Below are 20,241 nucleotides of genomic sequence, written 5' to 3' on the forward strand. Positions count from 1 at the left end.
CTCCACGACGCTCGTCCGATCTGCGACCTCCCACGCCCCGGCTGTCGTTGGCGGTCCGGGGGGTGCGGAAGCCGGACCGGGGGCACCGGGGCCGCCCGGCGGCGTGCTGCCGGGCATGGACTCGCGGGCGGCGGATGACGGCGGCTCAGGCCCCGGCGCCGGCGGTGCGGTCGTAGGCGGCGAGGACGGTGTCGAGCAGTCCCGGGAACCGCTGTTCCAGCTCGGCGCCGCGCAGCGCGGTGAGCCGCCGGTTTGCTTCCTCGCGCTGCTGGATCAGGCCGGACTCGCGCAGCACCTTGAAGTGGTGGCTCAGCGTGGACGGCGCGACGTCCACCGGGAAGGTGCCACAGGCCCGTTCGGGCTCGGCGCGCAGGGTGCGCACGATCGTCATGCGGGTGGGGTCGGACAGGGCGTGCAACACGTCGAGCAGGTCGATCTCCTCGGCTGCGGGGTGCGTCGGCGGGGTGCGGCGCCGGCTGCTGCGGGGCACGGATGGACCTCCGTTGTTCGACAGTCATCGAAGTTGCGTGATACTAATTTCGTCGTTCGTCGAACATCGTAGCTGGAGGGGTCCGACATGCGCGCACTGGTGATGACCGCACCCGGGGGAGCCGAGAACTCACGGGTGGAGGAGGCCGAGGCAGGACGCCCCGGCCCCGGTCAGGTGTCGATCGAGGTGTCCTACGCGGGGCTGAACTTCGTCGATGTGATGTCCCGTCGGGGCGACGCCGGGTACGTGACCGCCTGGCCGTACCGTCCGGGCAAGGAGGTCTCCGGCCGGATCCGGGAGGTCGGTGAGGGCGTCGTCGGCCTGGCCGAGGGCGATCCGGTGGTGGCCGCGCCGGCCGGCGGGGGCCTGGCCGGGGTGGTGGTCGCCGAGGCCGCGCTGACCGTGCCGCTCCCCGCCGGGGTCGCCCCGCGCGAGGCCGCGGCCGTCCCGCTCGGCCTGGCGACGGCGCTGCTGCTGCTGACCGACGCGGGCCGCTTCACCGCCGGGGACACCGTCCTGGTGCACTCGGCCGGCGGCGGCATCGGCGCGGCGATCGCCCAGTTGGTGCCGCTGCTCGGCGGCGGCCGGCTGATCGGCACGGTGGGCCGCCCGGAGAAGGCGGCGGCGGCCGTGGCGTCCGGGTACCACGCCGCGTTCGCCCGCGACGAGCGGCTCGGCGACGCCGTCCGGGCGGCCGTCGACGGGCAGGGCGTCGACCTGGTCCTCGACCCCCTGGGCACCGAGGCCCTGGAGCTGGACCTCGAACTGGCTGCCCCGGGCGGTCGGATCGTCCTGTTCGGCAACGCGGGTGGCGGCGCCGTCGACGCGCTGCCCCCGCTGGGCCGGCTGATCGCCGGCAATCTCACCGTCACCGGATTCAGCCACCGCGCCCTGGCGGCCGCCGCCCCGGCCAAGGTGGCCCGGGGGATCAGCCGGGCCCTCGACCTGCTCGCCGACGGTCGGCTCACCCTGCCGGTCACCGAACTGCCGGGCCTGGCCGACGTTCCGGCCGCCCACGACGCCATGGCGGCCGGCCGGGCCACCGGGAAGTACGTGGTGCGCGTGGCCGGTTGAGCGGCGCCCCGGTCGCCCGGCTCGCTGGTGGCAGGCCGGACCGGGTGGCCGAAACCGGACCGGCGACCGAGCGGGGCGCCAGCCGGGGGAGGGCCCGGGAACGTACGATCAGCCAATGTCTGACATGACGGAAACCAAGCCAGGCTGGCTCGCCCCCGACGAACTCGAGACCACGCGCGCCCGGATACCGATCCTGTACGTCGAGGCCGTACCGGTCCGCGTCGACGACGCCGGCGAGGTCACCCAGGTCGGGCTTTTGCTGCGGATCGGCCCGGACGGGACGGTCAGCCGCACACTGGTCTCGGGCCGCGTGCTGTACCACGAGCGGATCCGCGACGCGCTGATGCGGCACCTGGAGAAGGACCTCGGCCCGGTGGCGCTGCCCCGGATCCCGGCCTCGCTGCAGCCGTTCACCGTCGCCGAGTACTTTCCCACCCTGGGCGTCACCGAGTTCCACGACCCCCGCCAGCACGCGGTGTCCCTCGCCTACATCATCCCGGTGGCCGGCGACTGCCGGCCGCGACAGGACGCGCTCGACCTCGTCTGGTTCAGCCCGGAGGAGGCCGCATCGCCGCTGGTGCAGCAGGAGATGCCCGGCGGGCAGGGGGCGCTGCTCAAGCGGGCCCTCGCGCATGTCGGCTGCCTGGTCTGAACCCCGGCCGCACGCCGTCGGCGCGACGGCCGCCGCACGCTCCTCCGGACCGTACGTCGCCCGGCCGCAGGAGGGTGCGGCGGCCGGGGCGGCCGTCCGTCCGGAGCTCGGCGCGGGGCGGCGGGATCGTCGGCCCCGGCCTGGGCGGGCGGATCACCGATGACCGCCCGGGCCGGCCGGACCCGAGGGTTTCGGGTCCGGCCCAGGGGTGTCGGGTTCCGAGGTGGGTACACCCCTGAACCCCAGGCCTGCATGTGAGGGCGCCCCGTAAGCCGCGGGCGTCCGGCCCGCGGGTACCGGTCGTCAGCCGGTCGTGAGGATCTCCACGCCGCGCGCCGTGAGCTGTTCGACGACCGCGTCATGGCGGTCGGCATCGGTGATCAGGCCGCTGACCTCCTCCCAGGGCAGGACGCGGAACCGCGAAGCCGTGCCGATCTTCTCGGAGGAGGCGAGGACGTAGGTGTCCGCGGCCCGTGCGGCCAGGGCGCGTTTCATCGCGGCCTCCTCGGCGTCGCCGGTGGTCAGGCCCGCCTCCGGGTGCACACCCGTGACGCCGAGCAGGCAGAGGTCGGCGGAGACGTTCTGGGCGGCCTCGACCGCGGCGGCTCCGCAGGCGACGGCCGAGTGCTTGAAGATGCGGCCCCCGAGCAGGAAGATCTCCGCCGTCGGGTGGTCGAGCAGGGCCGCGGCGATCGTCGGGCTGTGGGTGATCACGGTGCAGGCGAGGTCCTGCGGGAGGGCGTGGGCGACGGCGAGGGCGGTGGTGCCGCCGTCGAGGATCAGTGCACCGCCGTGCCGCACCAGTCCGGCGGCCACCGCGGCGACCTTGCGCTTGCCGGTGGGGGCCACGCTCTGCCGGGCCGCGTAGTCCGCCACGGCCGGCGAGACGGGCAGTGCTCCGCCGTAGACCCGCTGGCAGAGCCCCTCGGCCGCGAGATCGCGCAGGTCGCGCCGCACGCTGTCCTCGGAGATCCCCAGTTCGGCGGCGACGTCCTTGGCGACGACCTTGCCCTCCCGGGCGAGCAAACCCAGCAGGTGGTCACGCCGTTCAGCAGCCAGCATCCGCATTCTCTCCTGTTCTTGCCTGTTTCTGCATGTATCGTAGCGCCTCATGACCGACAAGCCCATGCTCATCCTGATCGCCGGGCCCTACCGCTCCGGCACCGACGGCGACCCGCAGGCCATGGCCGCCAACCTCGCGCGTCTCGAAGCCGCCGCGTGGCCCGTGTTCGCCACCGGCCACCTCCCCGTGATCGGGGAGTGGATCGCCCTGCCCGTCCTGCGCTCGGCCGGCGCGGGCCCCACCGACCCGCTCGCCGACCAGGTGCTCTACCCGACCGCCGATCGTCTGCTCGCGCACTGCGACGCCGTGCTGCGCCTGCCCGGCGACTCCGCCGGAGCCGACCAGGACGTCGCCACCGCCCGCCGCCGCGGCCTGCCCGTCTACCACGACGTCGCACAGATCCCGCCCCGCGCACCCGAGGAGGCGGCGTGACGCCCCGCCCCGGCATCGACAGCCCCGACCACCGTGGCCGCACCGGCCTCGACAGCGCCGGACGCGGCCTGGACCGCAACCCCGACGTCGTGATCCGCGAGGTCGAACTCACCTCCCGCGGCTGGCACGTGCTGCGCCGCACCACCTTCGACCACCGCCGCCGCGACGGACGCTGGGTCACCCAGCAGCGCGAGACCTACGACCGCGGCAACGGAGCGGTCGTCCTGCCGTACGACGCCGATCGCCGCTGCGTCCTGCTCACCCGCCAGTTCCGCTACCCCGCCTACGTGAACGACCACCCCGACGGCATGCTCGTCGAAGCCGCGGCGGGGCTGCTCGACGCGGACGACCCGCCGACGGCCGTCCGGCGCGAGAGCGCCGAGGAGCTCGGCGTCGCACTCGGCCCGCTCACCCACGTCCTCGACGCCTACATGAGCCCCGGTTCCGTCACCGAGCGGCTGCACTTCTTCGCCGCCGCCTACACCCCGGCGGACCGGACCGGGACCGGCGGCGGGCTGGAGGAGGACGGCGAGGACATCGAGGTCCTCGAACTCCCCTTCGCCGAGGCCCTCGCCATGACCCGCGACGGACGGATAGCCGACGGCAAGACCATCCTGCTGCTGCAGTGGGCGGCTCTGGACGGGCCCTTCGCCCCCGCGCCGGCCGGCCCCACCCGGCCGCCGGACTCCGCGGCGTAGCCGGGAGCCCCACGGACGGGGAGTCGGGTCAGCGGACGGTGACCCCGATCAGGCAGGTGTCGTCGTCGGTGTCGGAACTGCTGTACCGCAGGAGGTGGTCGAGCCGGCGGTCGAGTTCCGTGAGGCCGTCCGCTGCCCCGGCGGTGGTCAGCAGGTCGTGCAGCGACTGCTCCAGGGAGCGGTCCCGGCGCTCGATCAGGCCGTCGGTGTACATCATCAGGGTGTCCCCGGCCTCCAGCCGGATCTCGCCCTCCTCGTAGTCGGCCTGGTCGATCGCGCCCAGCAGGATCCCGGAGACGGTGGGCAGCTCGGTCGCCCGGCCGTCGCGCACCAGGATGGGCGGGAGGTGGCCGGCCCTGGCCCAGCGCAGGGTCCGGGTCCGCGGCTGGTACAGGGCGCAGACGGTCGTCGCGGTGACGTTGTCGGTCAGATGGTGGGTCACGGTGTTGAGCCAGCCCAGCAGCTGGCCCGGGCCGGCGCCGGTGGCGGCCAGGCCGCGCAGGGCGTTGCGCAGCGCGACCATGCCGGTGGCGGCTTCGATGCCGTGCCCGGCGACGTCGCCCACGCACAGGAGTACCTGGCCGGTGGGCAGGGCGAGGGCGTCGTACCAGTCGCCGCCGACCAGGTGGTCCTTCTCGGCGGGCCGGTAGCGCACCGCCACGTTCAGGTCGTGGAGGTCCAGCGGGCCGCGGCTGGGCGGCATGATGGCGTGCTGCAACTGCAGGGCGAGCCGGTTGCGTTCGGCGGCCTGCTGCTCGGTGTGGGCGAGCTGGTCGCGGGTGGCGGCGAGCGCGACCTCGGTCCAGTGCTGGGCGGAGACGTCCTGGTAGGCGCCGCGGACGGCGGTGATGCGGGCGTCGGCGTCGAGGACGGGTTCGGCGACCACCCGGATGTGCCGGGCGATGCCGTCGGCGCGCTGGAGGCGGAACGCCGTGGAGGCGGGCCGCTGGTGGTGCAGCAGGGTGCGCAGGAACCGGCCGATGGTGAGTCCGTCGTCGGGGTGCGCGTGGGCGGGCAGGCGTTCCAGCCGGACGGGGTCGGCGTGGGGCGGGAGGCCGTGGAGGTCGAACAGGGTGTCGTTCCAGACGATCTCGCCGGTGTGCAGGTTCTCCTCGAAGCCGCCGATGCGCCCGAGGCGCTGGGCGTGCTGGAGCAGGCTGGCGACGCGCGCGGTACCGTCCTCGGTCCGCCAGACGACGACGGCGCTGGTCCCGTGCCGGCTGATGCTCACCCGGGCCCGGGTGGTCAGCGGGACGCCGTCGACCAGCGCGGAGAGGCTCATCCCCGGCGAGCGGAACGATTCACCGGTCGCCAGGACGTGTTCGATCTTCTCGAAGAGGCCGCCCGGCTCGGCGGCCAGCGGATACGCCTCCAGCAGCCGGGCGCCGACGATGGCGCTGCGCGGCCGGCCGGCGAAGTCCTCGAAGTGAGGGTTGACGTGCAGGATCAGGTAGTCGGCCGCCCGGCCGGTCGCGTCGACGTCCGGTCGCATGACCAGGCAGGGATCGTGCAGGCCGTGGACCAGCTCCAACAGGTCGGCGGTCTGCGGGTCGACGCCGTCGCCGCCTGCGGCGGCCGGCCGGGACTCCAGGGCGGTGGCGCACAGCTCGGCCAGCGCCTCGAACTGCCGTTGCAGTGACTGCGACTGCGGCGGAAGGTCGCCACTCCAGCAGACCTCCAGGACGCCGGTGATCCGGCCGCCCGCTCCGGCCGGCACCGCCAGCCGTCCGCCCCCGAACTCCCGCTGACCGATCGAGGGAAGCCCCGCCGCGGCCAGCGACTCGTAGACCGCGGGGCCGCGTTCGGTCAGGGCGCGGCGCGCCGGGACGGGCACGCCCGGCGGGACGTGACGCCAGCGGATCGCCTCCTCGTCCGCGAAGCCGGCACTGCCCGCCAGGGTCAGCGACTGGTCGGAGTTGGCCGTCCAGATCGCCACCGCCTGGGCCCCGAGCGGCCGCAGAGCGTGTTCGAGGGCCGAGTGGGCGACCGCCTGGACGTCGTCGGCGCCGAGCATGCCGGTCTCGGCGCTGCGCAGCCGGACGCCCACGGACGGCTCGCCGGTGGAGGCCAGGAACTCGCGGGCGACGTCGGCGATCCGGTCGTGCGAGGCCTGGTTGACCAGGTCGGCCGCCAGCTCCAGCACGGACAGGTTCGACTGGCCCGCGAGGTCTTCGAGCTGTCGGAAGGCGTCGGCGGGACCGTAGCCCAGTCGCTCGACCAGGATTCCCTTGGCGAGTTCGACCAGCGCCCGGCCGTCGGCCTCGGCCCGCGCCACGGTGAGTTCACGGCGCAGCCGCTCGACGGTGACGGTCAGACGGCCGACGACGCCGGAGTCGAGCGGCTTCTCCGGGGGGTGCTCGCCCGGTGCCCGTTGGACGGCGACGGGCCGTGCGGACCGGGCGGGCGGCGGGTTCGGGGCGTCGCCGCGGTTCGCCGCGGGGCGGGCTCGGTCTTCGGTGCCCCGAGGCGGTTGGCGGTCGCGCATCGGTCTCTCCTCGGGTCGCGCGGTTCGGACGGAGTGGCCGGATCCGCTACGGGCGCAGCCACCGCTGGATGCAGGCGATGAGGTCGCGGGCGTCGACCGGCTTGGTGACGTAGTCGCTGGCGCCGGAGGCGAGGCTCTTCTCGCGGTCGCCGATCATCGCCTTCGCGGTGACGGCGATGATCGGCAGATCGGCGTACGCGGGCATGGCCCGGATGGCCGTGGTGGCGGCGTAGCCGTCCATCTCCGGCATCATGACGTCCATCAGGATCAGGTCGACCCCGGCGTTGCGGGTGAGGGTGTCGATCGCGGCGCGTCCGTTCTCGGCCTGCAGGACGAGCATGCCGTGCAGCTCCAGGATCCCGGTGAGGGCGTACAGGTTGCGGTCGTCGTCGTCGACGACGAGCACGGTGCGGCCCGCGAGCGAGCCGTCGACGTCCTGGGGGAGCGGGGCGGCGGCGTCCTCGGCGCGTACCGGTGGCAGCACGTCGCCGGGCCGGTCCGCCCTCAGGTGCAGGGCGATGCGCTCACGCAACTCGTCCAGGCTGGACAGCAGTTCCAGTGGTTGGGTGGCGGCGCGGCCCTGTAGCAGCCGCTCCTGTTCGGTGCTGAGCCGCCGGTTGTCGTGGGCCAGGACGGGCACGCCGTGCAGTGCGGCGTCGCGTGCCATCTCCTCCAGGAAGTCCAGCGCCGCGCCGTCCGGCAGGTCCAGCTCCAGGACCACGCAGTGGCAAGGCGTCGCGGCGAGCGTCTCGGCCGCCTCCCGGGCGCCGACCGTGGTGATGACCTCGACGGCACCGCGGGGTCCGCCGAGGTCGGCGTGCCCGGCCAGGTCGGCGACGGCGCTCTCCGAGACGAGGGAGAGCAGGCCGCGCCGGCGCTCCTCGATGACCAGCAGCCTCTTGGGCTGGACGACCTCCGGCGTGCCGGTCGTGCCGGTCGTCCCGGTCGGGTCCGTCCGGTCGTGCCCGGCCGGCCCGGTCGTGCCCGGCTCCCTGGTCCTCTGCGGGTTCTCGGTGCCCGGTTCGACGAACTCCGCCCGGGTCGCGGGCAGGTAGAGCGAGAAGGTGCTGCCCCGGCCCGGAGCGCTCCGGGCCGTGATGGCGCCGCCGAGGAGGAAGGCGATCTCCCGGCTGATGGACAGGCCCAGGCCGGTGCCGCCGTACTTGCGGCTGGTGGTGCCGTCGGCCTGCTGGAACGCGCCGAAGACGCTCTCCAGGTGCTGGGGGTCGATCCCGATGCCGGTGTCCACGACGTGGAAGGCGATCACCGGGCCTTCGTCGCGGCGGGCGACCTCCGGTACCCGCGCGTCGTCCGCCACCTCGATGCGCAGGTCGACGCTGCCCCGCTCGGTGAACTTCACGGCGTTGGACAGGAGGTTCCGCAGGACCTGCCGCAGCCGGTAGTCGTCGGTGAGCAGCCCCGCGGGTACGCCGGGGCCGGTGGTGATCTGGAAGGCCAGGCTCTTCTGGCTGGTCAACGGCCGGAACGTGGCCTCGACGTAGTCGAGCAGCTTGCGCAGCGGGATGTGCTCCGGGGTGACGTCCATCTTCCCGGCCTCAACCTTGGACAGGTCGAGGATGTCGTTGATCAGCTGGAGCAGGTCGGAGCCGGCGGAGTGGATGATCCCGGCGTACTCGACCTGCTTGGCCGTCAGGTTGCGGGTGGGGTTCTGGGCGAGGAGCTGGGCGAGGATCAGCAGGCTGTTGAGCGGGGTGCGCAGCTCGTGGCTCATGTTGGCCAGGAACTCCGACTTGTAGGTGGAGGCCAGGGAGAGCTGGTGCGCGCGGTCCTCCAGTTCCTGGCGGGCCTGCTCGATCTCCAGGTTCTTGGTCTCGATGTCCCGGTTCTGGGCGGCCAGGAGGGCGGCCTTGTCCTCCAGTTCGGCGTTGGAGGACTGCAGTTCCTCCTGCCGGGCCTGGAGCTCCGCGGAGCGGACCTGCAACTCGGAGGTGAGGCGCTGGGACTCGCCGAGCAGCTCGTCGGTGCGGGCGTTGGCGACGATGGTGTTCACGTTGACGCCGATGGTCTCCATCAGCTGTTCGAGGAAGGCCCGGTGCACCGGAGTGAAGTCCTGCACGGCGGCGAGTTCGATGACGCCCAGCACCTGGCCCTCGACGACGATCGGCAGCACGATCAGCGAGGTCGGTTCTGCCCGGCCCAGGCCCGAGGAGACGCTCACGTAGCCGGCCGGCAGCCGGTCCACGGCGATCGTGCGTCGACTGCGGGCGGCCTGGCCCACGAAGGACTCGCCGAGCCGGAAGCGGGTCGGGGTCGTGCCGGCCGGGAAGGCGTAGGAGCCGATCAGGGTGAGGACGGTGGATTCGCCGGTGTCCTCGGCGAGGTAGAAGGCGCCGTACTGGGCGGAGACGAGCGGGGTGATCTCGTCCATGATCAGTTCGGCGACGACGGGGAGGTCGCGCCGGCCCTGCATCAGGGCGGAGAGCCGGGCGAGGTTCGACTTGAGCCAGTCCTGGTCCTCGTTGGCCCGGGTGGTCTCGCGCAGGGACTCCACCATGAAGTTGATGTTGTCCTTGAGGTCGGCGACCTCGCCGGAGGCGTCCATGGTGATCGAGCGGGTCAGGTCGCCCTCGGCGACCGCGCCGGTGACCTCCGCGATCGCGCGGACCTGGCGGGTGAGGTTGCCGGCCAGCTCGTTGACGTTCTCGGTGAGCCGCTTCCAGGTGCCGGAGACGCCCTCGACCTCGGCCTGTCCGCCGAGCCGGCCCTCGCTGCCGACCTCGCGCGCCACCCGGGTCACCTCGGCGGCGAAGGCGCTCAGCTGGTCGACCATGGTGTTGATGGTGGTCTTGAGTTCCAGGATCTCGCCGCGCGCGTCCACGTCGATCTTGCGGGTGAGGTCACCCCGGGCGACCGCGGTGGTGACCTGGGCGATGTTGCGGACCTGGCTGGTGAGGTTGTGCGCCATGAAGTTGACGTTGTCGGTGAGGTCCTTCCAGGTGCCGGCCACGTTCGGGACGCGTGCCTGCCCGCCGAGGGTGCCCTCGGTGCCGACCTCGCGGGCCACCCTGGTCACTTCGTCCGCGAAGGCGGAGAGCGTGTCGACCATGGTGTTGATGACGCCGGCCAGCGCGGCGACCTCGCCCTTGGCCTCCACGTTGATCTTCTGCGACAGGTCGCCCTTGGCGACGGCGGTGGCCACCTGCGCGATGGAGCGGACCTGGCCGGTGAGGTTGGAGGCCATCACGTTGACGTTGTCGGTGAGGTCCTTCCACGTGCCGGAGGCGCCGCGGACGGTGGCCTGGCCGCCGAGGTTGCCCTCGGTGCCGACCTCGCCCGCCACCCGGGTCACCTCGTCCGCGAACGCGGACAGCTGGTCGACCATCGTGTTGATGGTCTCCTTCAGCTCCAGGATCTCGCCGCGGGCGTCCACCCGGATCTTCTGCGACAGGTCGCCCTGGGCGACGGCGGTGGTCACCTCGGCGATGGAGCGGACCTGCGCGGTGAGGTTGTCGGCCATCACGTTGACCGACTCGGTGAGGTCCCGCCAGGTGCCCGCGACTCCCGGGACCCGGGCCTGTCCGCCGAGCCGGCCCTCGCTGCCGACCTCGCGGGCGACCCGGGTCACCTCGGCGGCGAACGAGGACAGTTGGTCGACCATGGTGTTGACGGTGTTCTTGAGTTCCAGGATCTCGCCGCGGGCGGCGACGTCGATCTTCTGGGAGAGGTCGCCCTTGGCGACGGCGGTGGCGACCTGGGCGATGTCGCGGACCTGGGTGGTGAGATTGCCGGCCATCGCGTTGACGGAGTCGGTCAGGTCCTTCCACGTCCCCGACACGCCGGGCACCGCCGCCTGGCCGCCGAGCCGGCCCTCGGTGCCGACCTCGCGGGCTACCCGGGTCACCTCGGAGGTGAACAGCGAGAGCTGGTCGACCATGCCGTTGAACACGGTGGCGATCTCGCCCAGCAGGCCGTCGGCGTCGCCGGGCAGCCGGGTTCCGAAGTTGCCGTCGCGTACGGCGGTCAGCCCGGCGAGCAGGCGCCGCAGGTCCGCTTCGTCGACCTGTGCGGTGCCGCTCGTCGTGTGCTGTGCCTGGGGCTTCGTCGTGCCGGCCATCAGGACGCCGCTTCCTCCTAGGGTGCCGGGCCGTGGGCCCGTCACCGTCAACGCCCGCTCCGGCTCCGCACCAGGCCAGGGGCCGTGCCGCGAAGCCGTGCCGGGCATCCGTCCGTACCGTCAGGGACGCTACCGCACCCGCTCCGGGTGGGGGCGAACCTCCTGGGGCCTGTTCCCGGGGCCGCTCCTGGGCCCGACGAGGGGCGGCGGCCGCTCCCGGCGCGCTCAGGCCTCGGCCAGGAGCTCGGTGCGAAGGCCCGCCAGGATGCGGGTGAGCAGCCGGGACACGTGCATCTGCGAGATGCCCAGCCGGCGGCCGATCTCCCCCTGGGTCAGTTCGGCGCCGAAGCGCAGGGAGAGGAGGGTGCGATCACGCTCCGGCAGGGCGGCGATGAGCGGCTTGAGGGTCTCCAGGCAGAGCACGGTCTCGAAGGCGCCCTCCTCCCGCGCGATCCGGTCGCCCAGCGCGTCGCCGCCGTCCGCCCGGTCCCTTCCGGGCGGCGGGGCGTCGAGTGAGCCGACGCTCTCCGCCCGGGAGGCGATCAGGCCCTCACGCACCTCGTCCTCGGTCAGGTCCAGGTGCGCGGCCAGCTCGGCGGGGGTGGGGGCGCGGTCCAGCAACTGTTCCATCGCGTCACTGGTCCTGGCGAGCGTCAGCCGCAGCTCCTGCAGACGGCGGGGGACGTGCACCATCCAGCCGGTGTCGCGGAAGAACCGCTTGATCTCCCCGCGCACGGTCGGCAGCGCGAACGTGGAGAACTCGACCCCGAACGCCGGGTCGAAGCGGTCGATGGCCTTGATCAGGCCGATCGTGCCGACCTGGATGATGTCCTCGACCGGTTCCTTGCGGTGGGTGAACCGGCTCGCCGCGAACTTCACCAGGGCCATGTTCAGTTCGACCAGGGTGCCGCGGACGTACGAGTACTCGGCGGTGCCCTCCTCGGCCGCGCGCAGGCGGGCGAACAGCACCTTCGACAGCTCGCGCGCGTCCGCCGGGCACACCTGCGCCGGCCGGTCCGCCGCGATCCCCAGCTGTGCGGCCACCCGGGCGAAGTCGGCTGAACCGGTCACCTCGGCGCCGGTCACGACCGGACCGGCCGCGAGGGCCGAGGAACCGTGGGTGCGGGCAGCGGTCGAAGGGCGGGACGCGACGGTCGGCATGCTCTCTCCTCTGCTGGTGATCACTCGCTCGGGACGACGGGACTCACGTGCCCCGCCTCGACCCGAACAGGCCTCCCTTCGCCATGAGGACCCACCATCTGCACCCCGTCGTCACATTCCTCGTCGGCAGCCGGCTCGGCGAACTGCCCGGCCGCCGCTTCCGGTGCGCGGGATCGACACCGCAGCGAAGTTCCGGCCGTACGGTCCATCGCGCCCGTGCCGTCCGCCGCAATAGTAGCCATGGACATAATAGCCATGTACTCTATGTGGCATGAGCAAGGATTCAACGGGCCCCACGCCCGGCTTCCTGGTATGGCGGCTCGCCAACAAGTGGCGCGTCGCGGTCGATCGCGCGGTGGCTCCGCTGGGCCTCACCCACGCGCAGTACTCACTGGTCGCGTCGCTGCACGGCATGCAGCGCGCCGGCGAGCGGCCCAGTCAGCGCCGGCTCGCCGACCACACCGGACTGGAGGCGCTCTACGTCTCGAAGCTGGCGCGCGCGCTGGAGTCGGCCGGCCTGATCGAACGCACCCGCGACCCCCGTGATCCGCGCGCCGTTCAGCTCGCCCTCACCGACCAGGGCCTGGCCGTCACACGGCAGGCCGTCGCGGTGGTCCAGCAACTGCATCAGCAGCTGCTGGAGCCGCTCGGCGGCCTCGACGCCCCGCGGACGCGCGCCTTCACCGACGAGCTGACGACCCTGCTCGATGTACCTCTCGCACCATCCCTACCGAACGACGACAGCACTCAGGGGGCAACACCATGACCACCACCGCAGCCACCGCAGCCACCGCGCCCGTCGCCGACGCCCGCGCCCTCGGCCTGGCCCACTACGCCGCCCGCGGCGTCCTGGAGCACGTCCTGGCCCGGCACGGCATCACCTTCCAGCAGCAGATCGCCCTGCGCGCCGCCGTCACCGCCGACGCCCCGCAGACGGCCGACCAGCTCGTCGCCCAGCTCCGGGGCTCCCTCAAGGCCGATCCGGCCGACGCCCGCGCCACCGTCGACGAGCTGGTGGCCAGGCAGCTGCTCGTCGCGGACGGTGCCCACCTCCGCCCCACGGACGCGGGGCGCGAGCTGCTCGCCGCCGTCGGCGCGCAGACCGCCCCCGTCACCGCCCGCATCTGGGGCGCGATACCCGCCGAGGACCTCGCCGCCGCCGGCCGCGTCCTCGCCCTGGTCGCCGAGCGCGCCAATGCGGAGCTTGCGGCGCTGACCGACTGACGGACCGGCCGACTGACGGACTGACGGAGTGGCCGACTGGCCGACCGACCGGTCGCGATCGACCGGCCGGCCCTCCGGGGCCTCAGTCGGCCGCGACCGGCAGGAGGCCGCGCTCGGTGAAGACCTTCTTGGCGACGAAGGTGGCGTTGAGGGCCTTCGGGAAGCCGCAGTAGGCGGCGGAGTGCAGCAGTGCCTCGATGATCTCCTCGGGGGTGAGGCCGACATTGAGGGAGGCGTTGATGTGGACGTCCAGCTGGGCTTCGCAGCCGCCGAGCGCGGTGAGCATGCCCAGGGTCACCAACTGGCGGTCGCGCGGCGCGAGCCCGGGGCGCTGGTAGATCTCGCCGAATCCCCAGGCGACGATCTGGTGGCCGAGCTCGGGGCTGATCCCGGCCAGCGCGTCGACCACCCGCTGACCCGCCTCGCCGTCGATCCGGGTCAGCACCTCGATGCCGCGGTCGTAGCGGTCCTGCCGGGTCTCGGCGACGTTCGGGGGGATGGTCATGGCGGTGGCTCCGTTTCCGGTGGTGCGCCGGCACCTTCTTCGTGGTGCCCGGTCCTGGCAAGACCGTAGAACTTGGAGTGCGCTCGAACTCAACTCCGACATGCCCACCGCCCGTTGGCCGCCCTCGCCGGCGGCTCTGGCCAGGGGCCCTCGTCGCCCGTGGCGGATCGCCCAGGGCCTGGCCGGCCAGTGAATATTCCTTGACACGAATACTCGCGGTCGATCGCTCAACCCTCCGACGGGGCCGACCGGGCCGGCCACACCGTACGCGGACCGAGTACTCCGGCGCCGAGGGCGGTGACGCGGGCACGCAGGCCGCGGTCCGCGGTGACGACCAGGCAGTCCCGCCACGGCCGGGCGGCCAGCGCCTCCTCGACCAGTCCGACGATCCGGTCGTCGCCGGACCCGGGTGCGGCGACGACCCGGACCCCGGGGACCCAGGGCACCCCGCGGGCGGCGCCTTCCACGACCAGCACCACCTCCACCGGGCCGGTACCCGCCCCGTCCCGGTCCGCCGGTCCGTGCCGCGCGACGACGACCAACGCGTCGCGCAGCCGCTCGGCCGCACCCCGGCGGTCCCGCCACCACCCATCGGGCACCGAACCCACCACATTGGCGGCATCCACCACCAGCAGCGGCACCGACCCGTCCGCCCCGCCGACATCACGCTCACCCATGGCCCGCAAGCCTGCCACGCCCGGCCCTCGCGCGCCGGCGAGGCACTCGCGCCGAGGCGCCGGCGCCGAGGTGTCGGCCAGGAGCCCCCACCGAGGGGCAGGGCCCGTCACTCGTAGCGGATCCTCGGGTCGAGCACGGCGTACAGCAGGTCCACGAGCAGGTTGGTGAGCAGGTAGACCAGCACCAGCAGCGTCACCACGCCGATGACGATCGTGCCCTGTTTCTGGTACACGGCACGGGCGAGCAGACCGCCGATGCCGTGCACGTTGAAGATGCTCTCGGTGATGACCGCGCCGCCCATCAGACCGCCGAGGTCGACGCCGAGGAAGGTGACGATCGGGATCAGCGCGTTGCGCAGGGCGTGCCGGCCGATCACCCGACGGCGCTTCAGGCCCTTGGCGACCGCGGTGCGGACGTAGTCCGCGCGCATGGTCTCCATCAGGCTGGTGCGGGTCAGTCGGGCCGCGTAGGCCAGTGAGGTGGACGCCAGCACGAACGCGGGCAGCAGGTAGGCCCGCAGCCCGTCCTCGTCGTTGAAGGAGACGGGGAAGACGTCGATGCCGTAGTCGGTCTTGAGTTTCACGCCCAGCAGCAGCTGGAGCACGAAGCCGGTGACGAAGACCGGGACCGAGATCACGAACAGCGTGCTGACCAGGACCAGCTGGTCCAGGAAGCCGCCCTTGCGCAGCGCCGCCAGGACGCCCGCCAGGACACCGATGACCGCCTCGATGACGAAGGCCACCAGGGAGAGGTTCACGGTGTAGGGGAAGGACTCGCCGATCATGTCGCCGACCGAGCGGCCGGTCAGGCTCTCTCCGAGGTCGCCCTGGAAGACTCCCGAGATGTAGTACCAGTACTGGAGGAGGAACGGGTCGTTCAGGTGGTACTTCTGGCGGATCATCTCCGCCACGAGCGGATTGACGCGCCTGTCGCCGGCCAGCGCCTGCACCGGGTCGCCGGGCAGCGCGAAGACCACGGCATAGAGCAGGAACGTCGCGCCGATCAGCACGGGGAGCGCCTGTAGCAGCCGACGGATGACATAGCGGCCCATCGGACCTCCGTACGTTCGGGCGGGCGAGGCGGGCGAGGCGGGCGAGAGGAGCCGGGCCTCGACCGGGTCCACCGGCCCGGGGTCGGCCGGACGGGGCCTGGTGGCGGGGGCGGGACGGCGTTGCCCCCGAGGTGAGAACGGGGCGGTCGACGGGCCCGGTTCAGTCGTACCGGAAGCGACGCGCGGAGCGCGCTCTCCGGTTGACCGGCCGGGCCACCGCCCTCCCCGGCGCCCCCGCCCCGGCGAAGGCGCCGCCGACACCCGGCGCCCGCACCCGGCGGTCCGCCTGATCCGGAGTCGGCTGCCGGGGCGCAGGCGGGTTGTCTGCCCGTTCGTCCGTCCCCGGACTGCCTCTTCGGTCCGGGTTCCCAACAGCGTCTTCCGCCGCGCGGGGCCGTCTGACAGGATCGGCCGCTCATCGGGTGACGGATCGTCGACGACCGCCGTCCCGTTCGACGGAGGACCATGTGACCAGCCCCGCCCGTTCCGTGGCCGGCGGTGACCACCGGCCGGCCCGGTGGGTGCGTACGAGGCTGCGCACGGCGCCCTGGGCGGCGCTGCTCACCGCGGGGCTCGCCTTCGCGCTGGTGTTCCTGGCGGCGGTGTTCCCCCGGGTCCTGGACCGTGGCGCGGATGCGGCACTGCGTGACTTCCTGCACGACCGGGGCCCGTTGGAGACGAGCCTGCTGACCACCGCCGCGCCCCGCGACAACCGGGGTGAGAGCGCGGCGGACCTGGAGTCGGTGGCGGGTGAGCTGCTGGCCCGGACGGGTGCGGGCTTCCCGGTGGCGCCTTCGGGGCCGGTGTTCGGTGCCGAGGGGGTTCGGCTTCGTGCGTTGACCACGGCGGGCCTGGACCGTCCGGACGGGATCTCCCCGCCCACGCTGAACCTGCTCTACCTGCACGGTTTCGCCGAGCACTCGACCTTGGTGGCGGGCGCCTGGCCGTCCGGCGGTGCCACCACCGGTGAGCCGATTCCGATCGCGGTCGCCCTGGACGCGGCGGAGAAGATCAAGATCCGTCTCGGCGACGTCCTCGGAGACGACTCCGTGCCGCCCCGGCAGGTACGGGTGACCGGCTTCTACACCGTCACGGACCCGGCCGATCCGTTCTGGGCCGACCTGCCGTGCACCGGCCGGGCCTGCCTGGAGCGTTCGCTCGACGACCCGAACGTCCGGCACTGGCACACCGCCGCGGTGGTCGGGGGTGACGACCTGGCTGCCCTCGCCGTCTGGGGGCACCACGTCCGTGACTTCTGGCGGCTGCCGGTGGACATCGGTGCGCTGCGCGCGGACCGGCTGGCAGGGGTTCGGCGGGACATCGCCGCGTTCATGACGGGGCCGACCGCCACCGGGCTGGTCGCCGCGACCGGGCGCTCGGATCTGGCGACGACGTCCCGGCTGCCCGGCCATCTGGAGCGGGCGGTGGTGCGCCAGGCCGCTGTCGCGCCGCTGGCCCTGGTCGGCCCGGCGGCAGTCGCGGGGGTGGCGGGTGTGGTCCTGGCGCTGGCCACCGCGCTCACCATGCAGCGGCGCGGCGCGGAACTCCGGCTGCTCCGGGCCCGGGGCGCTTCCGGCGCCGGCGTACTGATGCGGCTGAGCGGGGAGAGCGCGGTGGCCGTGCTGCCGGCGGCGGTGGCGGCCACCGCGCTGGCGCTGTGGCTGTGGCCGACCCCGCGCTGGACGGCGGCGGTGACGGCCGCACTGGTGGTCACCGTGTCCGCGCTGCTCGCGGCCCCCGTCCGGGCCGCGCTGTCACCGGCCCGCCACCCCGGCGGGGCCCTGCGGCGCGGCCGGATGATCGCCGAACTCGCCCTTCTCGTCCTGACCGCCGCCGCGGTGACGGGCGTCAGGCGGCGCGGCACCGCGCCGCCGAACGCCGGCCCCGACCTGTTGCTCGTCGCGGCGCCGCTGCTGATCGCCCTGACCGCGGCGCTGCTGCTGGCACGACTGCTGCCCCACCTCTCCGGCATCCTGGCCCGCGCGGCCGCCCGTGGCCGCGGGACGGTGGGCTTCCTGGGACTGGCCCGCGCCGCCCGGGGCACCGATGGCCGGCCCCGTCCTTCCGTGCTGCCGTTGCTCGCCCTGGTCCTCGCCGTCACCACCGCGGGCTTCGGCGCCAGTGTGCTGGAGGGGGTCGACTCGGCCCGGCAGCGGGCCGCCCGGCTGATCGTCGGCGCGGACGCCTCCGTCATGGCGCCGGCCGGTGCCACGCTGCCGCCCGGTTTCGTCCGGGCGGCCGCCGCCCTGCCGGGCGTGAGGGCCGCGACCGGAGTCCGGCTGGAGAGCGAGGCGTTCCTGCTCGAAGGCGTCCCGGTCGCCCGCGCGGGCGTCGATCCGGGCGCCACCCAGGTCACCCTGGTCGTCGCCGAACCGCAGGCGTACGCGCGGATCGCACGCGTCGTCGGGGCGGGCGTGTTCGACCCGGCCGTGCTGGCCGTCGCTCCCGCCGGTGCCGGGCCGGCCGGTGCCGGGCCGGCCGGTCCCGCCGCCGGGGCGCCCACCGTTCCCGCTCTGTTCAGCGCGGACCTCGCGCGCCATCTCGGTCCCGGCGGCCACCGCCTGCGGTTGCCCAGCGGTGGCGAGGTACTCACCGTCCACGCCGGCACGGTCGACGCGACCCCCGCTCTGCCCGGAGCCACCCGACCCTTCGTCGTCCTGCCCACCCCCGCCGCCGAGGTGCTGCCGGAACTCGCCCGGGTCACCGACTGGTTCGCCGTCGGTCCCGTCGACGAACCGGCGCTCGCCCGGCTGGTCCACGAACTGCCGCCTTCCGTCCTCGCCGATCCCGGCGCCCCGCCGCCCGGGTCGACCGCGCCCAGCGCCGTGGTCGGCAACGATCCCGACGCCCTGCGCAACGGCTACCTCACCCGCACCAGCGCCGCCGTCACCATCGACCTCGCCAGGGATCCCCTCCAGCACGCCGCCGGTCGTCTCTTCCTGCACGCCGTCGTGGCGGCCGGCGCCCTCACCCTGCTCGCCGTGCTCCTCACCCTGCTGCGCGCCGCGCCCGACCGCGCCGCCCTGCTGGCCCGGTTGCGCACGATGGGCCTGCGTTCCCGGCAGGGCCTCGCGCTCGTCCTCGCCGAGACGCTGCCGCAGACCCTGGCGGCCGCGGCCGGCGGCGCCCTGGCCGCGCTGGCGGCCGTCGTCCTGCTCGGCCCGGCGGTCGACCTGTCCACGCTGGTCGGGGCCCCGGTGCCGGCCGGCCTGCGTGCTGCGGCGGGGCCGCTTACCCTGCCGGCGGTGGCTTTCGCGGTGCTGGCCTCGCTCGCGGTCGTTGCCGAGGCGCTGACCGGTGGCCGCCGCCAGCTCGCCACCCACCTCCGGCTCGGTGACCGCCCCTGACCGGCTCTGACCGTGACGGGGGAGCGACGGGCGGCGGCTGGCGGCTGACGGGAAATCCTTCGGTTCTCACCGCTCGAAGTGACGGTCGCTAACCGACTGGTGCCGAAGAATCTTCGGCCCCGGGGCAGGAGCCCCGCCCGGAAGCCGAGTACCGGGGTCCGGAGGACCGGGGCCCGTCGAGGGGGTGAAGGCGTTGCCGTCGGGGCTTCGGCCGCCGCTGTGGCCGAGCCGAGAGCGGTGCGCGCCCCGTCGCTGGCGATCGGTAGGGGGGAGACGGGGGTCAGCCGGCGGGGCGGGTGGCGCGCAGGACGCCGATCTTGTCGATCCGGTGCTCGGGGTTGCCGTTCGCGTCCCGCCAGCGGTTGCCGACGGCGTTGTCCTCCGGGGTGGCGCAGGTCGAGATCGTGATCATCGGTTGGACCGCCTGCTCGCCCGGGCGGCCCGGGACGGCGGCGCGTTGCTCGGCCAGGGACTGCTGGGAGCGGAACGAGGTGGTCCTGGTGCCCGTGATCACGTACTCGTACTCGGTGCCGTGCACGGTGACCAGCACGACAGCGCCGTCGCTCACTGACGGGAGGTCGCGCAGCGGGCCGCCGGCCGAGAGGCGGTGTGCCGCGACCAGGAAGTTGCCGACTTCGCCCGGGCCGACGCCCCCCTCCTCGCCGTACGGGCTGGCGGCCGCCCCGGTGTTCTGGATCCGGGTACCGGGCCCGTCGTCCATCGTGCCCGGGTAGGGCATCACCTTCAGTCCGGCCAGGCCGATCGAGGGGATGGCGAGGGTGGCGACCTCGGTACGGACGACGGTGGCGGCGGCGCCCGGGAGCCCGGTGACGGCCGGGGTGGAGGGAGCAACCGGGGTGGAGGGAGCAGCCGGGGACGCGCTCGTGGAAGGGCTGGGCATCGACGACGCGGTGGCAGGGCTCGCGGGGGCCGACACGGCGGGGGTCGGACCCTCCGTCGTCCCGGCGCCGCCGTGGCCCGCGCAGCCGGCGAGCACGGCAAGGGCCGCTGCGGCGAGCGCGAACGTGGGGACGGGTGGTGCGGGCATGGCGGTCCTGGATGTCGGGGGTGGTGCGGGTCGGGCCGCCCATGGTGCCTCGCCGGGGGTGCCCGGTGGCGGGCCGATCGGGCGCGAGCGCCCAAGTGTTCTCTCCTCGTTATCTTCGCCGTTCCGGGGCCGGCTCGCGCCGCACGGCCCGCCCCCGCGAGGGCGGGCGGGGTTCACGCCCGCCACCGGGGCGCCGTCGCCACGTGCGACACCCCACCCGTCCGTGAGCCCGGCGGTGGCGCCGTGCGGTCGGCGCCA

The 20,241-nt window shown here is 73.9% G+C and carries 16 protein-coding genes; 7 read left to right on the top strand and 9 right to left on the bottom strand.

Annotated elements, in window-relative coordinates:
* Positions 1 to 145: 145 nt before the first annotated feature.
* On the bottom strand, positions 146 to 490 hold the full coding sequence (locus AB0J08_RS37770; protein WP_360643401.1) for a metalloregulator ArsR/SmtB family transcription factor: 345 nt from the start codon (positions 488 to 490) through the stop codon (positions 146 to 148).
* A gap of 87 nt (positions 491 to 577) precedes the next feature.
* On the opposite strand from AB0J08_RS37770, the gene AB0J08_RS37775 reads away from it, so the two are divergent.
* On the top strand, positions 578 to 1,564 hold the full coding sequence (locus AB0J08_RS37775; protein ID WP_360643404.1) for a zinc-binding dehydrogenase: 987 nt from the start codon (positions 578 to 580) through the stop codon (positions 1,562 to 1,564).
* Positions 1,565 to 1,688: 124 nt separating this feature from the next.
* Positions 1,689 to 2,216, top strand: a complete 528-nt coding sequence (locus AB0J08_RS37780) for an NUDIX hydrolase family protein (protein ID WP_360643443.1) — start codon at positions 1,689 to 1,691, stop codon at positions 2,214 to 2,216.
* 303 nt (positions 2,217 to 2,519) lie between these two features.
* On the opposite strand, the gene AB0J08_RS37785 is transcribed toward AB0J08_RS37780, so the two are convergent.
* Positions 2,520 to 3,278: a DeoR/GlpR family DNA-binding transcription regulator gene (locus AB0J08_RS37785; protein WP_360643407.1), complete on the bottom strand. Its 759-nt coding sequence runs from the start codon at positions 3,276 to 3,278 to the stop codon at positions 2,520 to 2,522.
* A gap of 49 nt (positions 3,279 to 3,327) precedes the next feature.
* Here AB0J08_RS37785 and AB0J08_RS37790 point away from each other — a divergent pair, with 49 nt between their 5' ends.
* Both AB0J08_RS37790 and AB0J08_RS37795 read left to right on the top strand, forming a co-directional pair.
* Positions 3,328 to 3,711, top strand: coding sequence for a DUF4406 domain-containing protein (locus AB0J08_RS37790; protein WP_360643409.1), 384 nt, complete (start codon positions 3,328 to 3,330; stop codon positions 3,709 to 3,711).
* Positions 3,708 to 4,409: an NUDIX domain-containing protein gene (locus tag AB0J08_RS37795; RefSeq protein ID WP_360643412.1), complete on the top strand. Its 702-nt coding sequence runs from the start codon at positions 3,708 to 3,710 to the stop codon at positions 4,407 to 4,409. The genes AB0J08_RS37790 and AB0J08_RS37795 overlap by 4 nt, the downstream gene beginning before the upstream one ends.
* 28 nt (positions 4,410 to 4,437) lie before the next feature.
* Here AB0J08_RS37795 and AB0J08_RS37800 read toward each other — a convergent pair whose 3' ends face one another.
* The 3 genes from AB0J08_RS37800 to AB0J08_RS37810 form a co-directional block, all read right to left on the bottom strand.
* Positions 4,438 to 6,894: a SpoIIE family protein phosphatase gene (locus AB0J08_RS37800; protein WP_360643415.1), complete on the bottom strand. Its 2,457-nt coding sequence runs from the start codon at positions 6,892 to 6,894 to the stop codon at positions 4,438 to 4,440.
* Positions 6,895 to 6,940: 46 nt separating this feature from the next.
* Positions 6,941 to 10,969, bottom strand: coding sequence for a HAMP domain-containing protein (locus tag AB0J08_RS37805; RefSeq protein ID WP_360643418.1), 4,029 nt, complete (start codon positions 10,967 to 10,969; stop codon positions 6,941 to 6,943).
* Positions 10,970 to 11,194: 225 nt separating this feature from the next.
* Positions 11,195 to 12,130, bottom strand: a complete 936-nt coding sequence (locus AB0J08_RS37810; protein ID WP_360643421.1) for a SigB/SigF/SigG family RNA polymerase sigma factor — start codon at positions 12,128 to 12,130, stop codon at positions 11,195 to 11,197.
* A 271-nt stretch (positions 12,131 to 12,401) separates the two neighbouring features.
* On the opposite strand from AB0J08_RS37810, the gene AB0J08_RS37815 reads away from it, so the two are divergent.
* Positions 12,402 to 12,896 (top strand): MarR family transcriptional regulator, encoded by a 495-nt coding sequence (locus tag AB0J08_RS37815; protein WP_360643423.1) that lies wholly within the window; start codon positions 12,402 to 12,404, stop codon positions 12,894 to 12,896.
* Complete coding sequence (locus tag AB0J08_RS37820; protein WP_360643426.1) at positions 12,893 to 13,354, top strand: MarR family transcriptional regulator; 462 nt, start codon at positions 12,893 to 12,895, stop codon at positions 13,352 to 13,354. Before AB0J08_RS37815 ends, AB0J08_RS37820 begins: the two co-directional genes overlap by 4 nt.
* An 82-nt stretch (positions 13,355 to 13,436) precedes the next feature.
* On the opposite strand, the gene AB0J08_RS37825 is transcribed toward AB0J08_RS37820, so the two are convergent.
* The 3 genes from AB0J08_RS37825 to AB0J08_RS37835 form a co-directional block, all read right to left on the bottom strand.
* The gene (locus AB0J08_RS37825) at positions 13,437 to 13,859 is read right to left on the bottom strand and encodes a carboxymuconolactone decarboxylase family protein (protein ID WP_360643429.1); all 423 of its coding nucleotides are present in this window, start codon (positions 13,857 to 13,859) and stop codon (positions 13,437 to 13,439) included.
* Between the two features lie 227 nt (positions 13,860 to 14,086).
* Positions 14,087 to 14,536, bottom strand: coding sequence for an NTP pyrophosphohydrolase (locus tag AB0J08_RS37830; protein ID WP_360643432.1), 450 nt, complete (start codon positions 14,534 to 14,536; stop codon positions 14,087 to 14,089).
* Between the two features lie 107 nt (positions 14,537 to 14,643).
* A complete protein-coding gene (locus tag AB0J08_RS37835; RefSeq protein ID WP_360643434.1) occupies positions 14,644 to 15,588 on the bottom strand; it encodes an ABC transporter permease in 945 nt (314 codons plus the stop codon).
* Positions 15,589 to 16,055: 467 nt separating this feature from the next.
* Between AB0J08_RS37835 and AB0J08_RS37840 the strand changes: the two genes are divergently transcribed.
* Positions 16,056 to 18,935 (top strand): hypothetical protein, encoded by a 2,880-nt coding sequence (locus AB0J08_RS37840; RefSeq protein WP_360643437.1) that lies wholly within the window; start codon positions 16,056 to 16,058, stop codon positions 18,933 to 18,935.
* 280 nt (positions 18,936 to 19,215) lie between these two features.
* On the opposite strand, the gene AB0J08_RS37845 is transcribed toward AB0J08_RS37840, so the two are convergent.
* Positions 19,216 to 19,983 (bottom strand): sortase, encoded by a 768-nt coding sequence (locus AB0J08_RS37845; RefSeq protein ID WP_360643440.1) that lies wholly within the window; start codon positions 19,981 to 19,983, stop codon positions 19,216 to 19,218.
* Between the last annotated feature and the right edge of the window lie 258 nt (positions 19,984 to 20,241).

The sequence above is a fragment of the Kitasatospora sp. NPDC050463 genome (assembly GCF_040655255.1).
Taxonomy (GTDB): Bacteria; Actinomycetota; Actinomycetes; order Streptomycetales; family Streptomycetaceae; genus Kitasatospora.

Excerpts from the sequence above, each read along its gene's own strand:
- AB0J08_RS37775 (WP_360643404.1), top strand. The coding sequence starts at position 578 with ATGCGCGCACTGGTGATGACCGCACCCGGGGGAGCCGAGAACTCACGG.
- AB0J08_RS37780 (WP_360643443.1), top strand. The coding sequence starts at position 1,689 with ATGACGGAAACCAAGCCAGGCTGGCTCGCCCCCGACGAACTCGAGACC.
- AB0J08_RS37785 (WP_360643407.1), bottom strand. The coding sequence starts at position 3,278 with ATGCTGGCTGCTGAACGGCGTGACCACCTGCTGGGTTTGCTCGCCCGG.
- AB0J08_RS37790 (WP_360643409.1), top strand. The coding sequence starts at position 3,328 with ATGACCGACAAGCCCATGCTCATCCTGATCGCCGGGCCCTACCGCTCC.
- AB0J08_RS37800 (WP_360643415.1), bottom strand. The coding sequence starts at position 6,894 with ATGCGCGACCGCCAACCGCCTCGGGGCACCGAAGACCGAGCCCGCCCC.
- AB0J08_RS37805 (WP_360643418.1), bottom strand. The coding sequence starts at position 10,969 with ATGGCCGGCACGACGAAGCCCCAGGCACAGCACACGACGAGCGGCACC.
- AB0J08_RS37810 (WP_360643421.1), bottom strand. The coding sequence starts at position 12,130 with ATGCCGACCGTCGCGTCCCGCCCTTCGACCGCTGCCCGCACCCACGGT.
- AB0J08_RS37815 (WP_360643423.1), top strand. The coding sequence starts at position 12,402 with ATGAGCAAGGATTCAACGGGCCCCACGCCCGGCTTCCTGGTATGGCGG.
- AB0J08_RS37820 (WP_360643426.1), top strand. The coding sequence starts at position 12,893 with ATGACCACCACCGCAGCCACCGCAGCCACCGCGCCCGTCGCCGACGCC.
- AB0J08_RS37825 (WP_360643429.1), bottom strand. The coding sequence starts at position 13,859 with ATGACCATCCCCCCGAACGTCGCCGAGACCCGGCAGGACCGCTACGAC.
- AB0J08_RS37830 (WP_360643432.1), bottom strand. The coding sequence starts at position 14,536 with ATGGGTGAGCGTGATGTCGGCGGGGCGGACGGGTCGGTGCCGCTGCTG.
- AB0J08_RS37835 (WP_360643434.1), bottom strand. The coding sequence starts at position 15,588 with ATGGGCCGCTATGTCATCCGTCGGCTGCTACAGGCGCTCCCCGTGCTG.
- AB0J08_RS37845 (WP_360643440.1), bottom strand. The coding sequence starts at position 19,983 with ATGCCCGCACCACCCGTCCCCACGTTCGCGCTCGCCGCAGCGGCCCTT.